A 19,560-nucleotide genomic window follows, 5' to 3' on the forward strand; every position below is an offset into this window, starting at 1 on the left:
GTCGTATCTCGCTGATTGAAGGAAGCTAGATAAAAACAGGGGGCCGTGATTGGTTTGATCACGCCCCCCTGTTTTTGCTGCTTCTCAGAATTAAGCGATGTTCTGCTCATCCAGGTAGTGGCGCCACACGCGTGGCAGAATGCCACCGTTACGCCAGTACTCGACATCCTCGGTCGTATCTAAGCGGACAGTCAATGGAACGGTTTGTGTTTCACCATTGACGCGGTGAATTACCAGATCCACCAGTGAACGCACACCCAGACGGTCTTCCAGTCCGATGACATCAAACGTTTCGGTACCATCCAGTCCGAGTGTTTCTGCATTCGTGCCAGGCTGGAACTCTAAGGGCAGTACACCCATACCGACTAAGTTGGTGCGGTGAATTCGCTCAAAACCTTCGGCCACAACAGCACGCACACCCAACAATGCGACACCTTTCGCAGCTGAATCTCGTGAAGAACCACAGCCGTAGTTCTTACCAGCGATCACGATGAGTGGTGTTTTTCGTTCCAAGTAGGTCTGAGCCGCTTCAAAGATGCGCATTTGCTCGCCTTCGGGCATCACTTTAGTGATTCCGCCTTCAACACCGGGCACCATGTGGTTGCGCAAACGGATGTTGGCAAAGGTGGCACGCATGACCACTTCGTGGTTTGCACGACGTGTGGTGTAGTTGTTGAAATCACGCTGTTCAACGCCCTTAGACAACAGGAAGTCGGCCGCAGGTGTGCCTAAGCTGATCGCACCTGAGGGTGAGATATGGTCTGTGGTGATGGAATCACCCAGAATCGCCAGCGGACGCATGCCCTGAATATCTTTCACAGGCGCTGCTTCACGGGATAGCCCTTCAAAATAGGGCGGTTTGCGGATGTAGTTACTTTCAGGCTGCCAGTCAAAGCGGTCGCTACTGGCGGTTGCTAGTGCATCCCAAGGCTCACCACCTTCGTACAACTCAGCATAGCGTTCGATAAAGAGGTCACGGTCGCTGTAGCCACGGTCAATGGCATCGGAGACTTCTTTAGCTGTGGGCCAAATGTCGCGCAGATAAACTGGGTTGCCGTTTTGATCGGTGCCCAATGGATCGCGGGTGACATCAATGGTCAGCGAACCTGCCAGTGCATACACCACCACTAAGGCGGGTGAGGCCAAGTAGTTTGCGCGCACGTCCGGGTGAATACGACCATCAAAGTTACGGTTTCCGGACAGCACCGAGGTGGTGACCAGATCGTTGTCATTGATTGTTTTAGAAATGGCGGGTGGTAGAGGACCTGAGCCACCGTTACAGGTGGTGCAGCCAAATCCGGCAATCTGGAATCCTAATTCATCCAAGCTGTCTTGCAGACCCGCACGAACCAGAACATCGGCTGTAACTTGGCTGCCAGGTACGAGTGAAGTTTTGACCCAAGGTTTGCTGCGTAGACCCAATGCGGCGGCTTTCTGTGCCACTAAACCAGCAGCCATCATGTTGGCTGGGTTGGCGGTGTTGGTGCACGATGTAATCGCGGCAATGACAACGTCACCATCATGCAGGGGGAATTCTTCGCCCTCAACAGCATAGGATTTGCTCAGATCGACAGGGCGACCACCGATACGCTGATGATGGGTTTGGAAAGCTTGAGCGGCTTCGGTCAGATCCAAGTGATCTTCTGGATTGCTAGGTCCGGAAATACAGGGACGGATGCTGTCCAGATCAATAGTGATGACAGAATCAAACTCAGGCGTGGGTGTGTCTGCATCACGCCACAATTTCTGTTCGCGGTTGTAGGCTTCGACCATGGTGATCAGGTCTTCAGGGCGACCGGTCATGCGCATGTAGTCGATTGCGCGATCATCGATTGGGAAGAACACCGCGGTTGCGCCGTATTCAGGTGCCATGTTGGCGATCATGCCACGGTCACCCAGTGACAGTTCTTCAAGTCCGGGACCGAAAAACTCAACAAACTTGCCGACAACGCCGATTTCGCGCAATTTTTGTGTGATGACCAAGACCAGGTCAGTTGGCAGCACGCCATCGGGCAGGCGACCTTTGAGTTCAATGCCCAGCACCTCGGGTAATGAGATGGTGACAGGCAAGCCCACCATGACGGCTTCAGCTTCAATGCCACCCACACCCCAGCCCAGAATACCCAAGCCATTGATCATGGGGGTATGGCTGTCGGTTCCGACACAGGTGTCAGGATATGCAATGGTTTGACCGTTTTTGTCATCCGTCCAGACAACGCGACCGATGTTTTCTAGGTGAAGCTGGTGCATGATGCCCTTGCCGGGTGGCACAACTTTCACCCCATCAAAACTGCTGCCACACCAGCGCAAGAACGCAAAACGCTCAGCATTGCGCTGGTATTCACGGGCGAGGTTGATGTCTGCGGCTTTAATGTTGGCCCAGCTGTCAACTTGCAGTGAGTGGTCAATAATGACGTCGATCGGAACTTTGGGGCTGACTTGAGAAGGATCGCCACCTGCGTCTTCGACGGCTTCACGCATGGCAGCCATATCGAGAAGCATCACAAGTCCGAGAATGTCTTGCCCAAACACACGCGCCGGGTAAAACGTAATGCCATCGCCTGCACGACGATTAAGCAATGAATCGATTTCTTCACGGGAATCTCGACCGTGAACGGATTGTTGACGTACAAGGTTCTCAAGCAAGACACGCAATGAGAAGGGGAGTTTGTCGACACCCGGGATATCGCCAATGGGTGCGTACTTAACTGTTTTGCCTTGAATATTCAAGTCTTGCAGTGTAGAAAGACTGGTTGATTGATTGGACATGACCGCCTACATAAAAAAATGGTATTGTACGGAGTGCCATCATCATACAATATAAAACTCGAGATTCCCAAATGTCTTTTTCACGGTTGAGTGAACATAAAGTGCCTTCTGCGCCCCAAACGAACCCATTGCATCTCGCGCTGGCTAACCGCGTGATTGAATATGCGCGTACGCAACGTTTGCCCGCCGGCCATCACTTGACAGAGCAATCGTTGGAACAAGTGCTTGGCGCATCGCGCTCGCCCATTCGGGGCGCTTTGGCCTTTTTGGCTGAGCAGGGTTTGGTCGAAACAAGGCCTCCCAAACGAGGTCTGTTCTTGGCGTATGACGGTAGTGAATTGGCAGCCTTGGAAGAGACATTGCCGACTTCGGATGAGGATCAGGCTTATTTGGCATTGGCGCGTGATCGCTTAGATGGATGTCTGCCAGATGTACTCAGTGAAATTGAAGCCATGCGTCGTTATAACCTTACGCGTGAGCGTATGCGCCGTGTCTTAACCAGAGCAGCCAATGAAGGGTGGATCGAGCAACGAACCAGTAAAGGTTGGGCGTTTTTACCGATGATCGATGGGCCGCAGAGTTGCGCACAAAGCTATGATTTGCGCATTGTGCTTGAGCCATCGGCATTGCAAATGGAAAGCTTTGAGTTGGACCTGACACTTTTAGATAGAATGCGCGCCGAGCAACAAGAGTTGGTGGATGGTGGCTATGAAACAGCCACGCATGCGCAAATGGTGCAGGCGAACGCAAACTTTCATGAAGGGCTAGCCAGACTGTCGGGTAATCGCTTTGTTGAGCAAACAGTGATGCGGCATAATCAGTTGCGCAGCTTGCTGGAATACCGAGAAACGGCTGCGGATCGAGATCGTGTGCGACGACAGTGTGTCGAGCATCTGGCGATTTTGGATTGTCTGGCCAGTGGGGATCGGGTTGCCGCTGCAGCACTGTTGAAACAACATCTGGAAAAAGCCCGGGCCGGTAAAATTGCACAATTGAGTAAAGCAGCGCGCGAGCGTGCCTTGGCAAGCCATGGTCAACAAGCGCACACTAAAAATCAACGCAATGGCACAAACGCGGATATCGGTGTTTGTGAGTAAATACTTTGAATATGCTGTGAATTAATTTTTGATAAGGGGAATAAATCGTGTCACAAAAATCATTACCAGCTGTATTTATGCGGGGCGGTACCAGTAAAGCACTGATGGTTCATCCGCGCGATTTGCCTGAAAATCGTGACGATTGGGCACCGATCTTCTTGGCAGCAATGGGTTCTCCCGATCCCTATGGTCGTCAGCTCGATGGGATGGGCGGTGGGGTTTCATCGTTATCCAAAGTGTGCATTATCGGACCGTCAACACATCCGGATGCCGATGTGGATTACACATTTGCACAGGTGCAGGTCAAAGACGCCCGCGTGGATTATCGGGGCAACTGCGGCAACATGAGCTCTGCCGTGGGACCTTACGCCGTGGATCAAGGCTTGGTGAAAGCGACAGGAACCAGTACGACTGTACGTATTCACAACACCAATACCCAGAAAATCATCCACAGTACATTTGCTACGCAAGACGGTGCGACTGTTTATGGTGGTGATCTGGAAATTCCAGGTGTGGGTGGAACGGGTTCGCCGATCAAACTGGATTTTGTGGAGCCAGGTGGTGCAACAACCGGTAAGTTACTGCCAACAGGTCGAGTGCTCGATACGCTGGAGATCCCAGGTTTGGGACAACTGGAAGTGTCGATGGTTGATGCCGCCAATGCCACCGTGTTTGTGCGTGCCAAAGACATTGGACTGACCGGTCTGGAATTGCCAGACGAAGTGGAAAGTCGTCCTGAACTCTTAAAGCTACTCAACGAGATTCGTATTCGTGCATCGGTTGCGATGGGTATTGCACCTGATCTGGAGAGTGCACGCACGACAACCAGTGTGCCCTTTATTGGGTTTGTGAGTCCTGCAGCGGACAACCCAACCTTGTCGGGTGATAGCGTGCCTGCTAAAGATATTGATCTGGTTGCCCGTGTGATGTCCAATGGTCAGCCACACCGTGCGTTGCCATTGACGGTTTCATTGTGTACAGCCGTTGCAGCCCGTATGACAGGCACTGTGGTTTCACAGATGCTGTCGTCTGACACGCCAGCGCAAGGTGCATTGCGTCTGGGCATGCCTTCTGGTGTACTGACGGTAGGTGCCGATGTGGTGCAGGAAGAGGGTGAGTGGAAAGCGCTCGCAGGCTCCTTCTACCGAACTGCCCGTATGTTGTTTGATGGACGTGTCTGGGTGCCTGCAAGCACAATGCCTAAGGCCTAATTCAGTGTTTTTGTAGTTCAGCGTTTTTATAATCGGACACTTGCTTGGGGTTTCTCATGCAAGTGTCTGGTGCAAACATTTCATTTCAAATGGTTAACAATTCCAACCAATCAGTCGTCTTGGGAGAAGTCAGGTGGGTGTTGTGAAGCAAGGCGTTCTGGGTCTGCGCACAGCGTTGATTGCGCTGTTGTGTCTGGGTTTGTCGGGTTGTGGAGCCATCTGGGATTCAATTTATCCACCGGTTGAAACACGGGATCAAATGGTCTTTCATGTGGCGAAAGACACGCCCTATGCCAATTGGCAACTCAAAATGGGGCCTTTAGGTAACCCAACAGTCTATGTGCAACCCGAGCCTTTGTTTAAAGGATCTGCCATTGAAATGGTGGAGCCTATGCGTGACGCGAGTGGGACTTATTTTGTGGGGGTGATGGTCTCGCCCGATGCGGCCACACGTCTGGCACAAGCTACGCAGTCTCCTCCAGTCCTCATCACCCTGCTGTGGCAGGGTGGCTTGTTCAAAGTGCTCCCTGTTCAGGAGCCGATTACAGGGGGGACGTTTGCCATTGCGGTCAAAGATGCGGCATCAGCTGACATTTTGTCACGAGTGCTGAGCGATCGCTCGCCGTTGTGAGCGGTTGTATCTTGTGTCGCTAGACAACGGGCGACGGGCTATTTATTCTGACGGTGTGAACGTTTCAGCGCACCATTCGGGGCGTTGGTTGGTATCGTGATTACGCTGACTCAGGGGCGGTCAGCGTCACGAATTTGTCCTCGCCCTGACAGATAGCGAACTTCTCCCTTGATTTGTGTGCCCCCGCGCCAGGATACGGGTTTGTGGTTAGGAGGTAAAATGACCGGTGTAATCAGTACATGCGCGTGGCAGTCCAAAGATTTCCGTGCTGATCACGACCCGTCATCTGATTCGTGCTCACTTCGCCCGTATATTGTCGACCGTTGGCGGTGAAGGCGATATCTGCACCCTGCAAGGCTGCATGATCGATTTCGTACCGTCGCCCATCCTCCATCAGATAGCCGGTCAGTTTTTGGTAGTTTTGATCGAGGGTCAGGGAAACGCGATCGTCCAATTGCCATGTCCCTGCGACTTTGGCTGGAACGATCCACTTATACGCATAGCAGTAAGATGTGCAATCGGTGGTGGCATGGGCAGAATCGTCGACTTCCCAGTCGCCCATGTCAAAAGAGTTCGATACAATGCGTGTACCGGGTTTCATATCCAGTAGCGTCGGTCTAAGCTGTAGGTTCAGTTCTGGAAGCAGGAACAAAGTGACCACTGTCGCATCAGAGAAGTTTGTTTCAAAAATATCGCCCTGGGTGAACGTGGCTGTTTCGGACACGCCTGCTAGCTTTGCTGCCCGGCGAGAGAGCTCGACTAGATCCGGATTGAACTCAATCCCGTGAGCGCGAGTGCCACGTTGTGCCGCGGTAATCACCGTACGACCATCACCCGAGCCAAGATCCACCAGATAGTCTTCGGGTGTGATTGCTGCCATTTTTAACATTTGGTCTACCAGTGACTGGGGCGTGGGCACCCACATGACATCTTTACCGACTTGTCCGACCCTGGGCTCGTATGCCTCATTGTTCTGCACATTTGTAGCATCTTGTGCGTGAATAGTCCCCAAACTCAGCGCCAGCACAGTCGCGGCCATGAATCGATACATCGTGTGAGAATAGTTTGATAGTGTCATAGGTGTCTTGATCACTCAATGTGGGTTACAGAAAAGGTGAGCGTGTCGAAGGTATGGGCGCTTCTGTTTTTCTCAATAGTAAAATTGGCAAACCAGCGGCCAACACCGCCAGACCGATCCAGCCAGCCTGGCCGGCATACAGGATGCCTGAATACAGCATGTAGCTGCAGAACAGGACAAAAAGGATGGGTGTAAGTGGGTATAGAGGAACCTGATAAGGCCTGTCTATATGGGGGAAGCGCCAGCGGAGAACAAACAGTGCCAGCGCCACCAATAACATGAAGCCCCAAAAGACTGGTGCCGTGTAATTGACCATTGCCGCAAAACCATCCGGATGACCGGCGCCGACAGCAATCAACACCAAGGCCCAGCCGCACTGAATGATCTGTGCGTTGGCAGGCGTCTTGCCGCGCTCATCCCATGTCCCCATCCAGCCGCCTCCAATACGTAAATCTTTCGAGATCGAATAAAACACCCGCGCGCCGGTAAAAGCCGTGGCGTTTAGGGTTGAGAGGGCCGCAACAATGATGGCGACTGTGACGATTGTACTACCCTTAGGACCCGCGACCTGACGCATCATGTCGGCTGCGACTGCATCGGACGAACGCAAACCGTCCAACCCTAAAACGGACAGCAGTGCGAAATTAACCAGTAGATAGAACAGCACTAGAATACAGGTGCCTAGCACCAGAACACGGATCATATTACGTTGTGGATTTCGAAGCTCTCCGCTCAGGTAGGCTGTTTCGTTCCAACCACCATAGGTCAGCAGCACGAACACCATGGCCATGCCCAGCGTAGCAGTGTGCGGTTCGACGACGGGGGTAGGTGGTGCAGACGTCGGTGTTCCCAAGAGGCCAAATCCAATGATGGTTGTGATTGCGCCAAAGACGATGGCGGTGACTGTGATTTGGAGCTGTTTGCTTTGAACCGTGCCGACTACGTTAATGCCGCCGACCAGCAAGACAGACAGCACGGCGTAGATGGCAGGGCCGTGTGGTCCCAGTGATAGCAATTGGTTCGCATAGTCGCCAAACACAAACGCGACAGCCGCAATCGCCCCGGATTGAATCACGGTGCATCGCGCCCAACCGAACAGCATGGCTATGCGCTGACCGTAGGCACGTGAGAGAAAATGATATTCGCCGCCTGCGTCGGGATGTGTCGAGGAAAGTTCAGCATAGCATAGCGCCCCGACAAGTGTGATGACCCCTCCCATTACCCAGACCAGCAAAAACATCCATTCGGATGTTACGTGGCTGGCCACGACTGAGGGTGTACGAAAAATTCCGATACCGACGACCAACCCTACCATGATGGTGATGGCATCGAACACCGAAAGTACTGGCTGGGGTGTCACACGAGAGGATTTTGTCATTCGTCTCTTTAGTTTTTTTGTACGGTCAGAAGCCCTCGAGCATGAGGTGCACCGTGTCATTTGTGGGTTTTATGGTAGCACGTGTCAATCGCGATTGTTTCTCAGAGAATCCTATTATCCCGTTCTGCGTTGACCAGAGCCGGTTTGCGGGCCGCCCGTGGATCACCGTCAGCAGCACCGGCGGCACAAGCTTTTTGCACAATCAGAACGTCACGAAAATTCTTAGGAAAATCTGTAAGAAAGATTTCTTCTGTTCAGTTGACGTTGCCGACAATTGTGTCCCTGAAAAGAAAACTTTTCGAACAAAAATAGAACGAGAAACATACAATCAAAAACGAAAAACTGAGTACGGAGTGACGCGGTTTATAGGATCGATTTCGCCTAAAATACCGCCGATACCTTCTAGGTTGCAAGGTTGGGTCTTGTCTGTCTGCACGACCAGATTGTTCACCGTGGTCAGATGAGCAATCTGGTGTCCGTAAAACAGCGCATCAGGTCAGAATGACGAGATTGTCGCGATGAATCAGTTCGGAGCTCGTGAGCGTATCTAGAATCGATGGAATTAAATGACTGGGTTTGCCCATAATCGATCGAGTGTCGCGAGCTGAATAGTTAATTAAGCCTCGGGCACGTTCACGACCTTCGCCATCAATACAGGCCACTAGATCGCCCGGCTCAAAACTGCCCTCAACGGCTTTGACGCCGACCGATAAAAGGCTCTTGCCGTCGTGCAACAAGGCTTGAATGGCGCCATCATCCAAAATGATGCGACCACGCAGTCGCAAATGATCGGCCATCCACTGTTTGCGAGCGGAAAGCACCGACTGACTGGCGGTTAGCAAAGTACCGATGGACTCGCCTTCACACAAACGCAGCAAGACGTTTTCTTTATGGCCCGAGGCAATGACCGTATGTGCACCACTGCGTGCAGCCCGTTTGGCGGCCAAGACCTTGGTGAGCATGCCGCCTTTACCGAGGTGACTGCCTGCGCCTCCAGCCATCTGTTCAAGGGCAGAATCCCCTGCACTGGCTTGGGAGATGAATTTCGCATCTGGGTTTTTTCTGGGATCGCTGTCGTATAAACCACGCTGATCGGTCAGAATAATCAGGGCGTCTGCTTCGACGAGATTGGTAATCAACGCACCAAGTGTGTCGTTGTCCCCAAGTTTGATCTCTTCGGTGGATACCGTGTCGTTTTCATTGACGATTGGAATGACACCGAGGTGCAGCAGAGTAAAAATCGTGGAGCGAGCATTCAGATAACGCAAACGGTCTGACAAATCATCATGAGTCAACAAGATTTGTGCGGTCTGAATGTTAAAGGGGGCAAACGCGTTTTCGTAGGCTTGTGCCAGTCCCATTTGTCCCACAGCGGCTGCGGCTTGGAGTTCATGCTTTTCGGTCGGACGCTTAGACCAGCCAAGACGTGTCATACCTTCCGCAATCGCACCGCTAGAAACGAGCACAATCGATTTTCCCATGTCCCGTAAACGGGCAATTTGTGCGGCCCAATGGGCGACTGCCTTTTGATCCACACCCTGACCATTGTTTGTCACGAGGGTAGAGCCGACTTTAATGATGAGCCGATTGCTATCGGTCAAGTTTTGGACAGGGGGTGTGCTCATAAGTCACCGTCTGAACGTGAAGGATCAAATCGCGGATCGATTTCAACCGCATCCGCATCGGTTGGTGTGTCTTCGGGGTGTAACGCTTGATGCGCTGCATCAACGGCTTTTTGCAAGTCCCAGACCAACGGCTCGACATTGGCGCCGGTTAACGCAGAGATTGCGTAGACGGGACCTTGCCAACCGCTTGCTTCAATGAATTGGTTTTTAACCGCTTCGGGGTCTTGGGTCATGTCCAGCTTGTTGAGCACGAGCCAGCGCGGCTTTTGTGCGAGTTCTGCATCATAGAGTTCTAACTCGTTTTCAATCGCTTGCATTTCCTGAACGGCCATCGGGATGGGATCTTCATCCGGATCGGGGCTAGAGACATCGACCAGATGCAACAAAATGTGCGTTCTGCTCAGATGACGTAAAAATTGATGACCTAAACCGGCACCGTCTGCCGCGCCTTCGATTAACCCGGGAATGTCTGCCACCACAAAGCTGTGGTTCGGTGAGGTGCGCACAACACCCAAATTAGGGTGTAGCGTTGTAAAGGGGTAATCAGCGACTTTGGGACGTGCATTCGAGATTTGTCGAATCAACGTCGATTTGCCTGCATTGGGCATGCCCAGTAAGCCAACGTCAGCCAGAACTTTCAGTTCCATGCGAATACGGAACTCTTCACCGGGGGTGCCTTTAGTGAATTGTCGGGGTGCTCGGTTGACACTGGATTTAAAGTGCAGGTTGCCCAAACCGCCGCGTCCGCCTTTGGCGATCACACAGCTTTGATTATGGACAGCCAAGTCGTGCATCTCTTCGCCCGTCTCGACGTTATAGAACACTGTGCCAACAGGGACGCGAATTGTGAGATCTTTGCCGGACGCGCCATACATGGCAGATCCACGGCCGTTTTCACCATTACCGGCAGCATGTTTGCGCTGATAACGAAAATCGATCAGTGTGTTGATGTTGCGGTCAGCAACAGCGATGACGCTGCCACCGCGCCCACCGTCACCCCCATCGGGTCCGCCCTTAGGAATAAATTTCTCACGTCGGAAACTGGCCGAGCCGTGACCGCCTCTGCCTGCAATGACGTCAATTGTGGCTTCGTCAACGAACTTCATAATGATCTTCAAAAAAAATTGGCCCTGCCGGAACCGACAGGGCCACGCGCATTTAGTCGCGAGTTTCTATCATTCAGTCACGATAGAAACTGTGGGCTTGTTCAGTTTGCCTTTTGTGCCAAATTGAACTTTGCCATCTGCTAATGCGTAGAGAGTGTGGTCCTTGCCGATTCCAACGTTAACGCCCGGATGAAAACGGGTGCCGCGTTGGCGGACAATGATGGAACCAGCCAGAATGCTCTGACCGCCATATGCTTTGACGCCCAGTCGTTTGGCCTGGGAATCGCGGCCGTTACGCGTTGAGCCGCCGCCTTTTTTCTGTGCCATGTTTGACTCCTGCTAACAATCGAATCTGCCGAACTTAGGCAGAGATCGACTCGATAAGGATTTCCGTATAATTCTGACGATGCCCTTGCTGTTTGCGATAATGCTTACGGCGACGCATCTTGAAAATCTTGATCTTGTCGTGGCGACCGTGAGCAAGAACTTTAGCCTTCACAACAGCACCTTCAACTGTGGGCGTACCGATCTTAATTTGATCGCCTTCGCCGACAGACAGGATGTTGTCAAGGGTGATTTCTTGCCCAATGTCTGCTGGTATCTGTTCTATCTTGAGTTTTTCGCCGGCAGCAATGCGATACTGTTTGCCTCCGGTTTTTATGACCGCGTACATGGGTTAACCTCTTGGTTTGCCTGTGTTGATAAATTCGGTAAATTTCCGAACTCGCAACTATACTATTTAACCGATTGAAAGTCAAAAGAAATTGTCACAAGAACCTATGAATGATCTCCTCGCCCCGATTGCCGAGGACATGAAATCCGTTGATGCGGTGATCCGAGACCGGCTGCAATCCGACGTGGTGTTAATCCGAACCATCGGTGACTACATCATTGGCTCGGGCGGCAAGCGTCTGCGGCCTGCACTGGTATTGCTCGCTGCCAAGGTCTGCGGCTATGAAGGCACTCAGCATGCGCTGATGGGCGCTGTGGTGGAGTTTATTCACACCGCAACTCTTTTGCATGATGATGTGGTGGACGAGTCGGATTTGCGCCGTGGTCGCTCGACTGCCAATGCCGTCTTTGGCAATGCAGCTAGTGTGTTGGTTGGCGATTATCTGTACTCACGATCGTTTGAAATGATGGTCGACATTGGTCGTATGTCGATTATGCAGACCATGGCACAGGCAACAACCGTCATTGCTGAAGGCGAAGTGTTGCAATTACTCAACGTTCATGATCCGGAAGTAACCGAAGAACGATATCTGACAGTCGTGCGCTTTAAAACCGCCAAACTGTTTGAGGCGGCCGCTCGTTGTGGTGCCATTTTGGCTGATGCGCCAGAAGGCTATTGCGATGCGTTGGCAACGTATGGACGCCATTTGGGGACTGCATTTCAGCTGGTGGATGATTTGCTGGATTATTCAGGTGATGCGCAAACACTCGGTAAAAACGTCGGTGATGATCTGCGTGAAGGTAAGCCAACGTTGCCGCTACTGCGTGCGATGGAAGTTGGCACGCCTGAGCAACGAGCCTTGATTCGCAAAGCCATTGAAGAGGGTGGTGAGGGTGATTTTGAAGAGGTCGGTCATGCGATTCGAGACACTGATGCACTGGAACACACCCGCGATGCAGCGCAAGCAGAGGTCAATCTGGCACTCGATGCCCTGAAAGCTTTGCCTGACAATGCATGGACGAAACATCTCGCAAAAGTGGCACAAAGTTCGCTTGATCGAGTTTTTTGATCGATGCTTTTTTAGCGTGACTTTGGCATTTAAACTGCTAAAATCGTGCTCTTCAATTTGTGACACCGTCGGGGTGTAGCTCAGCCTGGTAGAGTACTGCGTTCGGGACGCAGGAGTCGGAGGTTCGAATCCTCTCACCCCGACCAAGTAGACGGTCCAAAAATCAAGGCGATCCAAACATCAACAAGGATCCCCAATTTAAAGCCCCTGTGATATTCATTGCACGGGCTTTTTTGCCGTCTGTACTGCGCGTTCAGTCCTTTCTTCCTTTAAATACTGACTTTATCTTGACAAATCAGGTGTGTATTGCCTAATTTGTGGTTAAGGGTTCGTCTCTTGCGGGCTTGAGCTGATCGTATGTTGGACAAGATGTCACAGAAATTAGGGTCGTTTTGACTCGATACTCACAAAATCCTACAGATATTGTGGTTAATCTTTGACAAAGCATGGTTTCATGCGTGTGAATTGATATAGATCAGCACATCGGCCTATTAAGTATGGTTTGATAGCGGTAGGCAATAAAACGGTTACAACTCGAATAAGAGGTATTTCTATGAAATTGCGCATGACAGGCTTATCCGTGGCCCTGCTTTGTGGTTACAGTGCAGCGACAATGGCTGCTTCAGACGTGAACGTGAAAGAGTTGCGCGAATTGTCGCAGCAATTGTTTGCGCCCATTCCAACAGCGGAAGTTGTGATCGCTGAAAGAAAAGTTGATCCCAATCAGATTGAACTTGGCAAGATGTTGTTCTTTGAACCACGCTTGTCCTCCAGTCATATCATTACCTGTAACACCTGTCACAGTGTGGGTACAGGTGGTGCCGATAACATTCCAGTCGCGGTTGGTCACGGCTGGCAGGCAGGTCCTCGTAACTCCCCCACAGTCCTGAATGCGGTCTTTAACATCGCTCAGTTCTGGGATGGTCGTGCAGATGACTTGGCTGAACAAGCAAAAGGTCCAATTCAGGCGAGCGTTGAAATGAACGCAACCCCTGAGCACGTCGTGACCACACTGCTGAGTATGCCTGAGTATGTGGAACACTTTAAGGCGGCGTTCCCAGGTCAGGACAACCCAGTGACGTTTGACAATATGGCCAAAGCCATTGAAGCGTTTGAAACCACATTGGTGACTCCCAACGCGAAGTTTGACCAATTCTTGGAAGGTAAAGATGCTTTGAATGACGAAGAAATCGTCGGTCTGAATCTCTTTATCACCAAAGGCTGTGTGGGTTGTCACGGTGGTGTGAACGTCGGTGGTCAGGGCTACTTCCCATTTGGTGTGGTTCAGCGTCCTGGTGGATTGCTGAAAGAAAGCGATCGCGGTCGCTTCATGGTGACCGAAACGGCCAGCGATGAGTACGTCTTCCGGGCAGGTCCACTGCGTAACATTGCTTTGACAGCACCTTACTTCCACAACGGTGAAGTGTGGGATCTGGAAGAAGCCGTGGCCATCATGGGTACCAGCCAGCTGGGTGCAGATCTGAGTAAACAAGAGATCAAGGCCATTACCGCCTTCTTGAATACGCTGACTGGTGATCAGCCTAAAGTGGAATATCCAACGTTGCCTGCAAGCACACCGGATACTCCCAAACCCGCACCTATGATGTAATTTAAGCGTGGTTTGAACGTGGCAGGTCGAAGGTTGGTCTGCTCATAAAAATGGTGGGCTATCCCACCATTTTTACATCTGCAGTTTGTGTGTATCTAAGTTTCGAATACGCGCGTTGAAGATAAGCGCGTGTTAGATAAGTAAGCTGCGGATGCGTGAGAATTCGGAATCAGTGATCGATTTAAGCGATCATCCAACGCGCAGCATTCAGATCTAAAAAGGCGAGTGTCCGTTCTGTAGCCGTTTTGGCAGCGTCTTTGGCATAAGAAGGGCGCTGATCACAATTAAAACCATGACCTGCATCGTAAAAATACGTCATGACGGTGGGGTGCTCGGCCATGACCGTGCGCACCGCATCGGCCGGTGGATTTGGATCGTGTTCACCCAAGTGCAGCATAGTGGGGCATTGTGGTTTGAGCTCTGCATTGGCAATCAGACCACCTGGATAATAGGCGACGACAGCATTCAGATAAGGCAGATGCGCTGCACTCACCCAGGCCACTGTGCCACCCCAGCAGTAGCCAATGACGGCGACTTTGGGGTGTAACTGACGTAAGTATTCGATCCCTGCGTGGGTATCATCTAAGGCATCGGCCATGACGATTTGTTGCATAATGGCGATACCTGCCTCGACATCGCTGCGTTCGTAACCTGCCTCATACTTGCGTTGAACACGATCAAACAAGGCAGGTGCACCTACGATGTAACCGGCTTTAGCGTATTCATCGGCAACGGCTCGGATGTGGCTGTTAATGCCAAAGATTTCGGGACAAATAAGGACGGCTCCTTTTGGGGTGCCTTCGGGCATGGCGAGATACATGTCCAATTGGTGACCATCAGATGCCGTCAGTTCAACGCTGCTTCCCATTGTGAAATTCCTTTTTTAAAAAAATATGGGGACATATTCGTCCCCAAATGTAATTTGATGCACCGATCACGCAAGCGTGCTTTTGCTCAGTCTATTGCGTTTTATGGCCTTGTTTTAACGACCTTTGAACTGAGGTTTGCGCTTCTCCATAAAGGCATCACGGCCTTCACGGAAATCTTCGCTGCCAAACAACAAGCCTTGCATATCGGTTTCCGCATCGAGCAGTTCTTCCAATGTCAGAGGACCGCGTGCCAGGACATTTTTTGTAAAACCATTGCTAAGGGGTGCGGTTTGGGCAATTTCCTGACCCAGTGCGATGGCTGTTTCGAGGGCTTTGCCATCTTCACAAACTTCTTCAACCAAACCGTAGGATAACGCAGTTTTGGCATCGATCATGCGTCCAGTCATCATCAACAATTTGGCGCGACCCAGTCCGACTCGCTGTGGAATGGACCAGAGGCCACCCAAGTCAGGCAGGAGCCCGATCTTGTTGAATGAGCAGGTAAATTTGGCACCTTCTGCCGCAATGGCGATGTCGCAGTTGGCGGCCACGCACATGCCAGCGCCCGCAGCGTGACCTTCAACAGCTGCAATAATGGGTTTTTCGCAGGCGATCATGGTTTCCACGATCAGATCGTGTGTTTTACGCATACGACGACGTCCTGAAATCGCAGTCAGGTTGTCAAAGCTTGAGATGTCGCCACCAGAAGAAAAGTGGGCGCCTTCACCGGTCAACACGATTGCACGGCAGTTTTCATCGGCAATGGCTGCTTTTAAGGCTTCGCTAAGAAGCTCGCGGATAGGCATTGATAGTGCGTTGCGACGCTCGGGGTAATCGAACTTAAGAACCGTCACGGGTCCATGATGTTCAGTAATGATACGACCCCCAGGTTTCTGAGTTTCTGTGTTCAAAGTTGTCTCCGTAATGATGGGTGTTGATCCAATTCTACGCAAAAAAATGACTTAGGACGTTCTGAGTGAGCTGCGCGTTTTAGGTTGGTCTCGAGGTTGGGTGGGATTAAAGCCAAGCGGCGCCCCTTACGCCACTGGAATCACCGTGCGCTGCAATCAAGATGGATGTGTCAACACGAGTGTTAAAGACAAATTGTGGTAGCCAATTTTGCACATTGGATGCCAGATCGGGTAACTGACTTAAACCGCCGCCCAGCACAATGGCATCTGGGTCTAGTAGGTTGATTATCGTGGACAATGCGCAGGCAAGCTGTTGCGCATAAAGGTCAAGCGTTTGCGAACTGGTGGGATCTCCCTGTTTGGCTTGATTAACAATCCAAGGCACACTAAGTTCTTCAGGAGCTGGGTGTTGCGACAGATGCGTCCAAGTTTGTACAAGCCCACGGCCGCATAAATGGGTTTCTACGCAATCTGTACGACCACAGTAACAAGGACGCCCTAAGCCGACCCAAGGTGCTGAATTGAGGGTGGCTGAGCCTGATGGGCTCGCGGGTGTAAAGCGCAAAGGAATCGGATTGTGGCCCCATTCGCCGGCGATGTGGTGTAAGCCTGTCCACAGTGTTTGATTGAAGGCCAAACCGCCGCCCACTCCCGTGCCTAGAATGACGCCAAACACGGTGTTGTCGTTTGCCGCTGCCCCATCGACTGCTTCAGACAGCACAAAACAGTTGGCATCGTTTTCTAGAACGACTGGACAACCGAGTTTGAGCGTCAGATCTTTTTCGAGAGGTTGACCAATCAAGCAAGTGGTATTGGCGTTTTTGATTAAACCCGTGTGCTGATCCGCCGCACCCGGCATGCCCACACCAATCTGGGGAACAGGGCCGGTGATCACTTGCGCCCGTGCGACGAGCGACTGAATCGTGTCTAGAATGGCGTAGTAGTCGTGGCTCGGTGTCGGGACGCGATCGCGTAACAAGACGTCGCCCATCGCATTCAAGACGATGACTTCGGTTTTTGTGCCGCCCAGATCAATGCCGATCCGCATTTGGGCTCGATTCGGTTTCAACAAATGGGCTCCAGATTCCAGCAGGTTTTAAGTTCGTTGTCATGCGGCTGATCACAATGCGTGATTGCACTCATGATTTGCGCCTGTGCATCTAAGTGACAGTACGTGGTTTGCGGGGCGGGTGTCAATTGTTTAGAAGCAAGGGGAGTGATGCATTGAGTAAGAAGCTCCGATGGGAACTGTGGCGGCGGAAAAACATCTGCACGGATAGTCTGAACAATACGGGCAACCGGCTGACCATAGAGTGACTGGTGTAAATCGGGTAAATGGACGCTTTGCGTGTGTAGGTGATCCACGATGGCGGCATATTCATCGCGTAAATACAAAACCGACAGTGCGTTTAACTGCGCGTTATCAACTCGTTCCTGAATGCAATAGACGTGTAACCAGTGACTTGCCGGGCAATTAAATTGTGGTCGAGTTTGTGCATCGAGTGGTTTCCATGCCTTATCTAACACCACGAGCCGTGTGCGTAGACTCTGTTGTCGGTAGCTCTGTGCGCAGTGAGGTGCGCACAAAGTTTGATTGCTAGGCTGCGTGGCAATCACAATGGTCCCTAGGCGGCGGCGACAAAGAATCAGCCCGCTTTCGCACAACAAGCGAGTGGCTGCTCGGACTGTTTGGCGACTGACTTGATACAGCTTAACGAGTTGTTCTTCGGTGGGAAATGCGCTGCCGATGGGATATTTGCCTAAGCGTAAGTCTTTGAGGAGTTCGTGATGTAACCAGCGATAACGGGGTTGTGCGCTTGGCGCATATCTGACGGATGTCATGGAAAAACAAGAGTTCCGTAAAGCATGAGGGTAAAACGTAATTTCGCTAAAAAACGCATTAAGCTAAGTAAAACCATCTTACGATAAATTGGTTTGGCGCTGATTTTACACAGTAAAAATTTTGATCCTCTCACCTAAAAAATGACCGATCGTCGCGGATTCGCAACCCGATGACGGGTGCGATTCGCTATGTGCATGGTTTTAAGGGCATAATCGACTCATCTTTGATCAAATTTGTTAAGCATGTCTGAGCCTACACCTCTGTCTGTCGTTAAAACGCTCTGGGAGCTTGGGCAGTTGCCCGAATCACAGCTACAGTATCTGCGATTCGATGATGAGCCTGGTTTGCCTTCACGGTTTTATGTCCGTGAACTGGCGGCGGGCACGATTGGTGCACAAGCCCTGATGGCCGCGTTGATCTGGGCTGACCGAACGGGTCAACACCAGACGGTGGACATTGCCGTTCGCCATGCGTTGGCAAGTTTTCGGTCAGAGCACTATGTGCGATTAAATGACCAACTTCTGAATCAAGGGCATCATGCATTGCATGGACTGTATCCGACGGTGAATCGCCAGTGGATGCATTTGCATGCCACGTTTGATCACCATCGGGAAGGGTTTCTTCGGCTGCTAGGCTGCGAGCCGACACGGGAGTCTGTCGCCCACGCCTTACAACACTGGCATGCGGATCAGTTTGAAACTCAGTTGGCGCAAGCAGGTCTAGTGGGTGCGGCTGTTCGTACCACGGATCAGTGGGCGCGTCATCCGCAGGCAGGTGCTTTGTCTCGTTTACCGATCATGGAGATCCAGCGTATTGGGGATGCGCCGGTCGAAGCCATTGGGCGAGATCAGCCTGTCGAGCGCCCATTGTCGGGTGTTCGAGTTCTGGATTTATCACGGATTATTGCGGCACCAGTGGGTGCACGCGCACTGGCTCAGCATGGTGCTGATGTTTTAGCCATTAGTGCACCGCACTTGCCTCAAGTGCACGGTCTGTTGATGGATACCGGTCGGGGCAAACGGCAAGCCCATTTGGATTTGCGTAAACCTGAAGATGCAGAGAAATTGCGTGCGCTGGTTCAGGACAGCGACGTTTTCTTGCAGGCATATCGCCCAGGTGGTTTAGCTCAAAAAGATTTCAGTCCTGAATTGCTGGCTAGAGCGCGCCCTGGGCTTGTGTATGTCACGCTGTCTGCTTATGGACATGTCGGTCCGTGGTCGACACGTCGCGGTTTTGATAGCTTGGTGCAAAGTGCAACAGGTATTGCGCACGAAGAAGGGTTGGCGGCAGGATTGGGCATGCCCGGTCAGTTGCCGTGTCAGGCATTGGATCATGCCACAGGCTATCTGGCGGCTTGGGGTGCGATGGTCGCTTTGCGTAGACGTTCTATCGAAGGTGGCAGTTGGCTCGTTCGGGTGTCACTGGCGCAAACAGCGCACTGGTTACGCAGCTTGGGTGAGCGTGAGCAAGGGTATAGCGATCCTGATTTAACCAATGAAGAAATCCGACCGTGGCTGCACGCCATGGAAACGAGTCAAGGTCGACTGACGGCGATTCGTCCAGCCGAGCAAATGAGTCTGACACCTGCACGTTTTGAGCTGCCGAGTGCACCAACAGGCACGCACGATGCGGTTTGGCTCTGAAACTGAAAAAACTTAAACCCCGAAATTCCTAAGTCTCTCAGGTTGGGC

18 protein-coding genes and 1 tRNA gene are annotated in these 19,560 nt (G+C 51.8%); 8 read left to right on the forward strand and 11 right to left on the reverse strand.

Going from position 1 to position 19,560, the window contains the following annotated elements; genetic code table 11:
- Nucleotides 1–90 precede the first annotated feature (90 nt).
- Complete coding sequence (acnA, locus tag ACOI06_RS02120; protein WP_420660838.1) at nucleotides 91–2,769, reverse strand: aconitate hydratase AcnA; 2,679 nt, start codon at nucleotides 2,767–2,769, stop codon at nucleotides 91–93.
- Nucleotides 2,770–2,840: 71 nt separating this feature from the next.
- On the opposite strand from acnA, the gene ACOI06_RS02125 reads away from it, so the two are divergent.
- From ACOI06_RS02125 to ACOI06_RS02135, 3 genes are all read left to right on the forward strand, one after another.
- The gene (locus ACOI06_RS02125) at nucleotides 2,841–3,866 is read left to right on the forward strand and encodes an FCD domain-containing protein (RefSeq protein WP_420660839.1); all 1,026 of its coding nucleotides are present in this window, start codon (nucleotides 2,841–2,843) and stop codon (nucleotides 3,864–3,866) included.
- Between the two features lie 47 nt (nucleotides 3,867–3,913).
- A complete protein-coding gene (locus ACOI06_RS02130) occupies nucleotides 3,914–5,077 on the forward strand; it encodes a 2-methylaconitate cis-trans isomerase PrpF family protein (RefSeq protein ID WP_420660840.1) in 1,164 nt (387 codons plus the stop codon).
- A 142-nt stretch (nucleotides 5,078–5,219) separates the two neighbouring features.
- Nucleotides 5,220–5,708 (forward strand): hypothetical protein, encoded by a 489-nt coding sequence (locus ACOI06_RS02135; protein WP_420660841.1) that lies wholly within the window; start codon nucleotides 5,220–5,222, stop codon nucleotides 5,706–5,708.
- A 232-nt stretch (nucleotides 5,709–5,940) separates the two neighbouring features.
- Here ACOI06_RS02135 and ACOI06_RS02140 read toward each other — a convergent pair whose 3' ends face one another.
- A complete protein-coding gene (locus tag ACOI06_RS02140) occupies nucleotides 5,941–6,786 on the reverse strand; it encodes a class I SAM-dependent methyltransferase (protein WP_420660842.1) in 846 nt (281 codons plus the stop codon).
- A gap of 25 nt (nucleotides 6,787–6,811) precedes the next feature.
- A complete protein-coding gene (locus ACOI06_RS02145; protein WP_420661017.1) occupies nucleotides 6,812–8,101 on the reverse strand; it encodes an APC family permease in 1,290 nt (429 codons plus the stop codon).
- Between ACOI06_RS02145 and ACOI06_RS02150 the strand changes: the two genes are divergently transcribed.
- Complete coding sequence (locus ACOI06_RS02150) at nucleotides 7,992–8,297, forward strand: hypothetical protein (RefSeq protein ID WP_420661025.1); 306 nt, start codon at nucleotides 7,992–7,994, stop codon at nucleotides 8,295–8,297. The two genes, ACOI06_RS02145 and ACOI06_RS02150, sit on opposite strands and share 110 nt — an antisense overlap.
- 358 nt (nucleotides 8,298–8,655) lie before the next feature.
- Here ACOI06_RS02150 and proB read toward each other — a convergent pair whose 3' ends face one another.
- The 4 genes from proB to rplU all read right to left on the reverse strand — a co-directional run bounded on the left by proB (nucleotide 8,656) and on the right by rplU (nucleotide 11,568).
- Nucleotides 8,656–9,789: a glutamate 5-kinase gene (proB, locus tag ACOI06_RS02155; protein WP_420660843.1), complete on the reverse strand. Its 1,134-nt coding sequence runs from the start codon at nucleotides 9,787–9,789 to the stop codon at nucleotides 8,656–8,658.
- Nucleotides 9,786–10,895 carry a GTPase ObgE gene (gene obgE, locus ACOI06_RS02160; protein WP_420660844.1) on the reverse strand — a complete coding sequence of 370 codons (1,110 nt, stop codon included), beginning with the start codon at nucleotides 10,893–10,895 and terminating at the stop codon, nucleotides 9,786–9,788. The genes proB and obgE overlap by 4 nt, the downstream gene beginning before the upstream one ends.
- A 69-nt stretch (nucleotides 10,896–10,964) precedes the next feature.
- On the reverse strand, nucleotides 10,965–11,222 hold the full coding sequence (gene rpmA / locus ACOI06_RS02165) for a 50S ribosomal protein L27 (protein ID WP_420660845.1): 258 nt from the start codon (nucleotides 11,220–11,222) through the stop codon (nucleotides 10,965–10,967).
- Between the two features lie 34 nt (nucleotides 11,223–11,256).
- Nucleotides 11,257–11,568: a 50S ribosomal protein L21 gene (gene rplU, locus ACOI06_RS02170; protein ID WP_420660846.1), complete on the reverse strand. Its 312-nt coding sequence runs from the start codon at nucleotides 11,566–11,568 to the stop codon at nucleotides 11,257–11,259.
- A gap of 106 nt (nucleotides 11,569–11,674) precedes the next feature.
- Here rplU and ispB point away from each other — a divergent pair, with 106 nt between their 5' ends.
- The 3 genes from ispB (at nucleotide 11,675) to ACOI06_RS02185 (ending at nucleotide 14,246) form a co-directional block, all read left to right on the forward strand.
- A complete protein-coding gene (gene ispB / locus ACOI06_RS02175) occupies nucleotides 11,675–12,637 on the forward strand; it encodes an octaprenyl diphosphate synthase (RefSeq protein ID WP_420660847.1) in 963 nt (320 codons plus the stop codon).
- A 69-nt stretch (nucleotides 12,638–12,706) separates the two neighbouring features.
- Nucleotides 12,707–12,783: transfer RNA gene (locus ACOI06_RS02180), tRNA-Pro, on the forward strand.
- Between the two features lie 407 nt (nucleotides 12,784–13,190).
- Complete coding sequence (locus ACOI06_RS02185) at nucleotides 13,191–14,246, forward strand: cytochrome-c peroxidase (protein WP_420660848.1); 1,056 nt, start codon at nucleotides 13,191–13,193, stop codon at nucleotides 14,244–14,246.
- Nucleotides 14,247–14,427: 181 nt separating this feature from the next.
- Here the strand turns inward: ACOI06_RS02185 and ACOI06_RS02190 are convergent, their stop codons facing one another.
- The 4 genes from ACOI06_RS02190 to ACOI06_RS02205 all read right to left on the reverse strand — a co-directional run bounded on the left by ACOI06_RS02190 (nucleotide 14,428) and on the right by ACOI06_RS02205 (nucleotide 17,868).
- On the reverse strand, nucleotides 14,428–15,114 hold the full coding sequence (locus ACOI06_RS02190; RefSeq protein ID WP_420660849.1) for a dienelactone hydrolase family protein: 687 nt from the start codon (nucleotides 15,112–15,114) through the stop codon (nucleotides 14,428–14,430).
- A 114-nt stretch (nucleotides 15,115–15,228) separates the two neighbouring features.
- Nucleotides 15,229–16,026: an enoyl-CoA hydratase/isomerase family protein gene (locus ACOI06_RS02195; RefSeq protein WP_420660850.1), complete on the reverse strand. Its 798-nt coding sequence runs from the start codon at nucleotides 16,024–16,026 to the stop codon at nucleotides 15,229–15,231.
- 106 nt (nucleotides 16,027–16,132) lie between these two features.
- Entirely contained in the window at nucleotides 16,133–17,095 is a 963-nt protein-coding gene (locus ACOI06_RS02200; protein ID WP_420660851.1) for an ROK family protein, read from the reverse strand.
- Entirely contained in the window at nucleotides 17,092–17,868 is a 777-nt protein-coding gene (locus tag ACOI06_RS02205) for a GntR family transcriptional regulator (protein ID WP_420660852.1), read from the reverse strand. The genes ACOI06_RS02200 and ACOI06_RS02205 overlap by 4 nt, the downstream gene beginning before the upstream one ends.
- A gap of 243 nt (nucleotides 17,869–18,111) precedes the next feature.
- Between ACOI06_RS02205 and ACOI06_RS02210 the strand changes: the two genes are divergently transcribed.
- Entirely contained in the window at nucleotides 18,112–19,512 is a 1,401-nt protein-coding gene (locus ACOI06_RS02210) for a CoA transferase (RefSeq protein WP_420660853.1), read from the forward strand.
- Nucleotides 19,513–19,560 lie beyond the last annotated feature (48 nt).

The sequence above is a fragment of the Orrella sp. 11846 genome, from assembly GCF_048820935.1.
Taxonomy (GTDB): Bacteria; Pseudomonadota; Gammaproteobacteria; order Burkholderiales; family Burkholderiaceae_B; genus Algicoccus.

What these genes read in the sequence shown, in the direction of transcription:
- ACOI06_RS02145 (WP_420661017.1), bottom strand. Translation starts at nt 8,101, where the DNA reads ATGGTAGGGTTGGTCGTCGGTATCGGAATTTTTCGTACACCCTCAGTC.
- ACOI06_RS02125 (WP_420660839.1), top strand. Translation starts at nt 2,841, where the DNA reads ATGTCTTTTTCACGGTTGAGTGAACATAAAGTGCCTTCTGCGCCCCAA.
- ispB (WP_420660847.1), top strand. Translation starts at nt 11,675, where the DNA reads ATGAATGATCTCCTCGCCCCGATTGCCGAGGACATGAAATCCGTTGAT.
- rpmA (WP_420660845.1), bottom strand. Translation starts at nt 11,222, where the DNA reads ATGGCACAGAAAAAAGGCGGCGGCTCAACGCGTAACGGCCGCGATTCC.
- proB (WP_420660843.1), bottom strand. Translation starts at nt 9,789, where the DNA reads ATGAGCACACCCCCTGTCCAAAACTTGACCGATAGCAATCGGCTCATC.
- ACOI06_RS02210 (WP_420660853.1), top strand. Translation starts at nt 18,112, where the DNA reads ATGTCTGAGCCTACACCTCTGTCTGTCGTTAAAACGCTCTGGGAGCTT.
- ACOI06_RS02190 (WP_420660849.1), bottom strand. Translation starts at nt 15,114, where the DNA reads ATGGGAAGCAGCGTTGAACTGACGGCATCTGATGGTCACCAATTGGAC.
- acnA (WP_420660838.1), bottom strand. Translation starts at nt 2,769, where the DNA reads ATGTCCAATCAATCAACCAGTCTTTCTACACTGCAAGACTTGAATATT.
- ACOI06_RS02150 (WP_420661025.1), top strand. Translation starts at nt 7,992, where the DNA reads ATGACCCCTCCCATTACCCAGACCAGCAAAAACATCCATTCGGATGTT.
- ACOI06_RS02185 (WP_420660848.1), top strand. Translation starts at nt 13,191, where the DNA reads ATGAAATTGCGCATGACAGGCTTATCCGTGGCCCTGCTTTGTGGTTAC.
- ACOI06_RS02140 (WP_420660842.1), bottom strand. Translation starts at nt 6,786, where the DNA reads ATGACACTATCAAACTATTCTCACACGATGTATCGATTCATGGCCGCG.
- obgE (WP_420660844.1), bottom strand. Translation starts at nt 10,895, where the DNA reads ATGAAGTTCGTTGACGAAGCCACAATTGACGTCATTGCAGGCAGAGGC.
- rplU (WP_420660846.1), bottom strand. Translation starts at nt 11,568, where the DNA reads ATGTACGCGGTCATAAAAACCGGAGGCAAACAGTATCGCATTGCTGCC.
- ACOI06_RS02205 (WP_420660852.1), bottom strand. Translation starts at nt 17,868, where the DNA reads ATGACATCCGTCAGATATGCGCCAAGCGCACAACCCCGTTATCGCTGG.